Here is a 5,245-nt window from a genome sequence, read left to right on the forward strand (position 1 = left end):
CTTCAGTGCGTGCCGGCCAGCGGCCGTGCGTGGTCAGCGGGCGGCGGCCCCCACGCGGTCGCGGGGGTGCAGCAGCTCCTCCGGGCCGGCGGCCGTGCGGTTGCCCAGCCCGCTGCAGCGCCACTGCCACTCCACCAGCGCCAGACCCACGCCCTGCAGCAGCACGCTCATGAGCAGGACCGCCGGGGTGGAGGTGGTGTCGCCGCCCACGAAGCCGTCCTCGAAGCCGCCGAAGAACAGCGAGATGACCATGAGCGTCACGTTGTTGACCGAGTGCATGACCACGGCCGCCTCCATGCCGCCGGTGCGCACGATCATCACCAGGGCCACGAGGGCGAACAGGCCCAGGTCGGCGAGCACCCAGGGGTCCAACGAGCCGTGCGCGAGGGCGAAGAGACTCACCGAGGTGACCGTGGACAGCCCCAGGGCCAGCCACGTCCACGGGATCCAGCTGCCGAACCACTGCATCACGAAGCCGCGGAACAGGTACTCCTCGCCGGCCGCCTGCAGGGGCGTGGTCAGCACCACCACGAGCAGCATCCACCAGAAGTACCGGTGCGGGTGCGGCGTGAAGCTCTCCCCGGCCAGCGCGGCCGTCCCGAGCAGGTAGAGCACCCACCACGGCGTGAGCACCACGAGCACACGCAGCGCCCAGCCCCAGCGGAAGCGCCCCGCCACCGAGGAGGCGAAGCCCGGCCGCATCCAGTAGGCCAGGGCGAGCACGCCGACGGCCGCCGGCACGAGGACGGCCAGGCCGGCGTTCATGCCCAGGAAGGTCAGCGGGTGGAAGACCTCCGGCATGCCGTCACCACCCTGCTCGAACCCCTGCCGCTGGCTCTCGATGGACAGCATCGGGGCGAGCATGGCCACGATGGCGACGAGTGCCACCACGATGCCGACCGGGATCCACAGGAGCAGGGCCACGACGGGGCGCCACCAGGCACGGCGGGGGCCACGGGTGAGCTCGTGGAACTCGGCGTCCGGACGCACCGACGAGACGGGGGCCGGCGGGCCGTACGGCCCCGGCGCGTAAGGGGGCGGGGCGTACGGCCCCGGTGCGTATCCCGTCGGGGCAGGGTGGGCGTACTGCCCGTACGGCGGTTGCGGGGCGTAAGGGTCCTGCGGCGGACCCTGGGGGTGCTGCGGATGGGGCTGGCCGGGCTGCTGATTCACCCGCACAGGGTAGGAGGGCCCCGCTCCGCCCGGTACCCCCGGCGGGGTGGAGGCCCTCCGGTCCGGCGCCACGGCACCGCCGGGGCGGCGGTGCCGTGCGGTCAGCCGTTGAGCGTGTCGCTCTCGATGGCGGTGATGACGGCCCCGAAGTCGCGCCGGGGACCGTCGATGTCGACGAAGCGCTCGTAGGCGTCGCGGGCCGCTCGACCGAAGGCGGTGTCCACGCCGGCCAGCTCGGAGGCGTCCTGCGCGAGGTTCAGGTCCTTGAGCATGAGGCCCGAGGCGAAACCGCCCTCGAAGTCGCGGTTGGCCGGCGATCCCTCGACCGGGCCCGGCACCGGGCAGTTGGTGTCCAGGGCCCAGCAGCGGCCGGAGCTGGTGGAGGCGACATCGAAGAAGGCCTGCGGGTCCAGGCCGAGCTTCTCGCCGAGCACGAAGGCCTCGGAGACGGCGATCATCTGCACACCCAGCAGCATGTTGTTGCAGATCTTGGCGGCCTGGCCATTGCCCGCACCGCCGCAGTGCACGATCTTGCGGCCCATGGCCTGCAGGACCGGCTCGGCGCGGGAGAAGGCCTCGTCGGTGCCGCCGACCATGAAGGTGAGCGTGCCGGCCTCGGAACCCACCACACCGCCGGAGACCGGGGCGTCGATGCTGGAGTGGCCCGCCTCGCGCACCATGTCGGCGGCCTTGCGGGCAGACTCCACGTCGATGGTGGAGGAGTCGATGAACAGGACGTCCTGACCGGTCACAGCCGGGACGATCTCGCCGTAGGAGTCCAGCACCAGCTGGCCGTTGGGCAGCATCGTGATGACGACCTCGGCGTCGGCCACGGCCTGCGCGCCGCTCTCGGCCACGGTGACGCCGTTGCCCTGCGCGGTCTCACGGGCGGCGGGCACGGGGTCGAAGCCCGTGACCTCGTGGCCGGCCTTGACGAGGTTGGCGGCCATCGGGCCACCCATGTTTCCGAGTCCCAGGAACGCGATCTTCATGCCGCGAGCCTACTCCCCGCGTGATGCAGGTCACGCCGGGGTGGGTGGGGCCACGAGAGGCCGGGGCCACCCCGGGTGGCGCTCCCGTCAGCCGCGGTGACGGCCTTCGTCAGCGCGGGCGGTTGATGGGGACGAAGCGCCCCTTGACGCGCCGCCGGACCTCCACCCGGGGCATCTGGACCACCTCGGACATCTCCGCGAGATAGCGCGCTGCCAGGTCGAACGCCTCGTGGTCCTCGGCGTCGTCGTTGGACTCGGCCACCACGCAGCGCACGGTCACCTGGGGCACGCCACGGGGCATGTCGAGGGACACCTTCTCCACCAGGTGGGTGCGGCCCACCACCTCCCGGGCGATGTCGAGCACCTTCGAGGGCGGGGTGTCACCCCGGACGGCGAGCACGTCGGCGACGAGGCGGTAGGAGGGCATCAGGCGCCCCGTTCCCCGGCCGGGCGCCACGGCTGCACGAAGTCGTTGCCCGGCTGGCCCCAGACCGCGAGCAGCAGCTCCGGAGAGGTCGCGCCGTCGATCTGCTCCCGGACGATGTCGGCGTGCCCGGCGTGGCGCGCGAGCTCCTCCACCACGTGCACGTGCTGGTAGCGCGCGCACACCCGCGCAGGGGCGTCCACACCGAACCAGGGCATGGCCGGCTGCTCCACCACCTCGCCCGGGTCGGCCGTGCGCAGGTTCTCCACGAGGGCCTCCATCACCTCGTCGAAACGGGCCAGGGTCAGCGCGAGCGTCTCGTCCTCGCGGAGGGTGAAGCTGGCCATGAACGCCTCGACCGGGTCCGCCGGGACCCGGTCCGGGTGCACGACCTCCGCGCCCACGACCTCGGCGTACACGTGCACCAGGTGCTTGAGCAGGCCGCCGATGCTCAGCGCGCTGCGGCAGGGCGTGAGGCGGGCCTGCTCCTCGGTGAGGCCGTACGCGCTCGCCCGGAGCGACTCCGCGAGCTGGCGGACGTACTCGGCGTGGGTGGTGGGCTCGTCGTGCTGGGCGGGCAGGTACACGGCATCCTCCTGGGCTGGTGGCCGGCGCCCCGGTGGCCACCAGGGTGCTGAACCCACAGCGTGGCAGCCGGCACCGACAACCTCCCGGTGGCTGCGAGACTGGCCGCATGGCTGCCTCCATCGTCATCGGCCCCCTGCTGCGCCACGTGGACCACGGGTCCGCCGCGATCTGGGTGGAGACCGACGCCCCCGCCCGGGTGGAGGTGCGCGCCGGGGAGCACACGGCATCGGCCAGCACCTTCAGCGCGCACGGGCACCACTACGCCGTCGTGGAGCTCACCGGGCTCCCTTCCGGCCTGGACAGCACCTACGAGGTGCTCGTGGACGACGCCCACGCCTGGCCCGAGGCCGACGACCCCCGCCCCGCGCCGCGGCTCAACACGCTGACGCCCGGCGCCGCGGTGGACCTCGGCTTCGGCTCGTGCCGCACCTCGGTGAGCCACGACGCGAAGGGGCACCGCACCCACGGCGTGGACGCGCTGCGCACCCTGGGCATGGCGAACGCCCTCGGCCGGGAGGACGCACCCGCCCTGCCGGAGATGATGCTGCTGCTCGGCGACCAGGTGTACGCCGACGCCACGAGCGAGGCGATGCAGGAGTTCATCGCCTCGCGCCGCTCGCTCGACGAGGGGCCCGGCAAGGAGCTGGCCGACTACGAGGAGTACGCGCACCTGTACTCCCTGGCCTGGGGCGAGCCGTGGGTGCGGTGGCTGCTGGCCAGCCTGCCGACCCTCATGATCTTCGACGACCACGACGTGCGCGACGACTGGAACACCTCCGCCGCCTGGCGCGAGGAGATGGAGGCCACCGACTGGTGGCACGACCGCATCGTGGCGGCGCTGGGCTCGTACTGGGTGTACCAGCACCTGGGCAATCTCTCGGTGGCCGAGCGCGCCCAGGACGAGATCTGGCGGGAGGTGGTCTCGCGGCAGCGCACCGACCCCCACCCGGACGTCACCGAGGTGCTCGACGCCTTCGCCGAACGTGTGGACCAGCACCCCGACACCTACCGGTGGTCCTACGCCCGCGACATCGGCGCCACCCGCCTGGTCGTGGTGGACTCCCGCGCCGCACGGGTGATGGAGCGGGGCGAGCGGCAGATGCTCGACGAGCGCGAGATGCAGTGGCTCAGCGACCAGCTGCGGGGCGCCGACGGCATCGAGCACGTGGTGGTGGGCACCTCGCTGCCCTTCCTGCTGCCGCGCGGCCTGCACCACCTGGAGGCGTGGAACGAGGCCGTGGGCAACGGGGTCTTCGGGGAGCGCGCCGCGGCCGTGGCCGAGTGGCTGCGCACCACCGTGGACCTGGAGCACTGGGCGGCGTTCCACGCCTCGTTCCTGCGCGTGTGCGCGATGGTGGGCGAGCTGGCGCGCGGTGAGCGGGGGCCGGTGCCGCGGTCCGTGCTCTTCCTCAGTGGCGACGTGCACCACTCGTACGTGTCCGAGGTGGAGTCCGCGTCGCTGCTGGACGACCACGACCTCACCGACGACGAGCGGGCCCAGGCGGCCGCCGGGGAGGCGCCGGAGATGCGCGTGCTGCAGCTGGTGTGCAGCCCCATCCGCAACCCGCTGCCCACCGTGATGCGCTACGCGACGGCCGTGCTGGCCCACGGACTGGCCGTGCCGCTGGGGGCGATGGCGGGGCGCTCGGCGCACGTGCCGGCGCAGCCCTGGCGGTGGCGCGACGTGGCCGGGCCGTGGTTCACCAACAACGTGGCGCTGCTGCGGGTGGACGGGGAGGAGCTGGAGGCCAGCTGGTGGACCGGCGAGGTGCGCGACGGCGACCACGACCACCCGATGCTGGTGGAGGTGCAGACCGTGGACCTCGACGAGGACGGGCGCGTGCGGGTGGAGTGAGGGGGCGGCGGGCGCCGCTCAGCCGCGCGGGACGTCGCGGCGCCGGAAGCCCGCGAACCCGGCGGCCACCAGCACGAAGGGCCCGAGGGTCCAGCCCAGCAGGGCCCCACGGTGCTCGTGCAGCGCCAGCCCGAACGGGGTGCGCAGCAGGGACGACGCGCGGTCCGGGCGCGGGCGGGCGCGCAGCAGGGCGGCGTCCACGTCACGGCGGGC

The 5,245-nt window shown here is 73.3% G+C and carries 5 protein-coding genes and 1 pseudogene; 1 reads left to right on the top strand and 5 read right to left on the bottom strand.

The features are described from left to right. Window positions 1–33: 33 nt before the first annotated feature. The 4 genes from HMPREF3099_RS04430 to HMPREF3099_RS04445 form a co-directional block, all read right to left on the bottom strand. Window positions 34–990 carry a CPBP family intramembrane glutamic endopeptidase gene (locus HMPREF3099_RS04430; RefSeq protein WP_070704490.1) on the bottom strand — a complete coding sequence of 319 codons (957 nt, stop codon included), beginning with the start codon at window positions 988–990 and terminating at the stop codon, window positions 34–36. A gap of 284 nt (window positions 991–1,274) precedes the next feature. After that, the gene (mmsB, locus tag HMPREF3099_RS04435; RefSeq protein ID WP_070704492.1) at window positions 1,275–2,165 is read right to left on the bottom strand and encodes a 3-hydroxyisobutyrate dehydrogenase; all 891 of its coding nucleotides are present in this window, start codon (window positions 2,163–2,165) and stop codon (window positions 1,275–1,277) included. A 109-nt stretch (window positions 2,166–2,274) separates the two neighbouring features. Beyond that, window positions 2,275–2,592, bottom strand: a complete 318-nt coding sequence (locus tag HMPREF3099_RS04440) for a hypothetical protein (RefSeq protein WP_141761988.1) — start codon at window positions 2,590–2,592, stop codon at window positions 2,275–2,277. Next, complete coding sequence (locus tag HMPREF3099_RS04445) at window positions 2,592–3,176, bottom strand: mycothiol transferase (RefSeq protein ID WP_070704497.1); 585 nt, start codon at window positions 3,174–3,176, stop codon at window positions 2,592–2,594. Before HMPREF3099_RS04445 ends, HMPREF3099_RS04440 begins: the two co-directional genes overlap by 1 nt. A 107-nt stretch (window positions 3,177–3,283) precedes the next feature. On the opposite strand from HMPREF3099_RS04445, the gene HMPREF3099_RS04450 reads away from it, so the two are divergent. Beyond that, window positions 3,284–5,032, top strand: a complete 1,749-nt coding sequence (locus tag HMPREF3099_RS04450) for a DUF7800 domain-containing protein (protein ID WP_070704500.1) — start codon at window positions 3,284–3,286, stop codon at window positions 5,030–5,032. 18 nt (window positions 5,033–5,050) lie between these two features. Here HMPREF3099_RS04450 and HMPREF3099_RS12755 read toward each other — a convergent pair. Next, window positions 5,051–5,245, bottom strand: a pseudogene (locus HMPREF3099_RS12755) (hypothetical protein); the annotation flags it as partial.

This window comes from Kytococcus sp. HMSC28H12, from assembly GCF_001816045.1.
GTDB lineage: Bacteria > Actinomycetota > Actinomycetes > Actinomycetales > Dermatophilaceae > Kytococcus > Kytococcus schroeteri.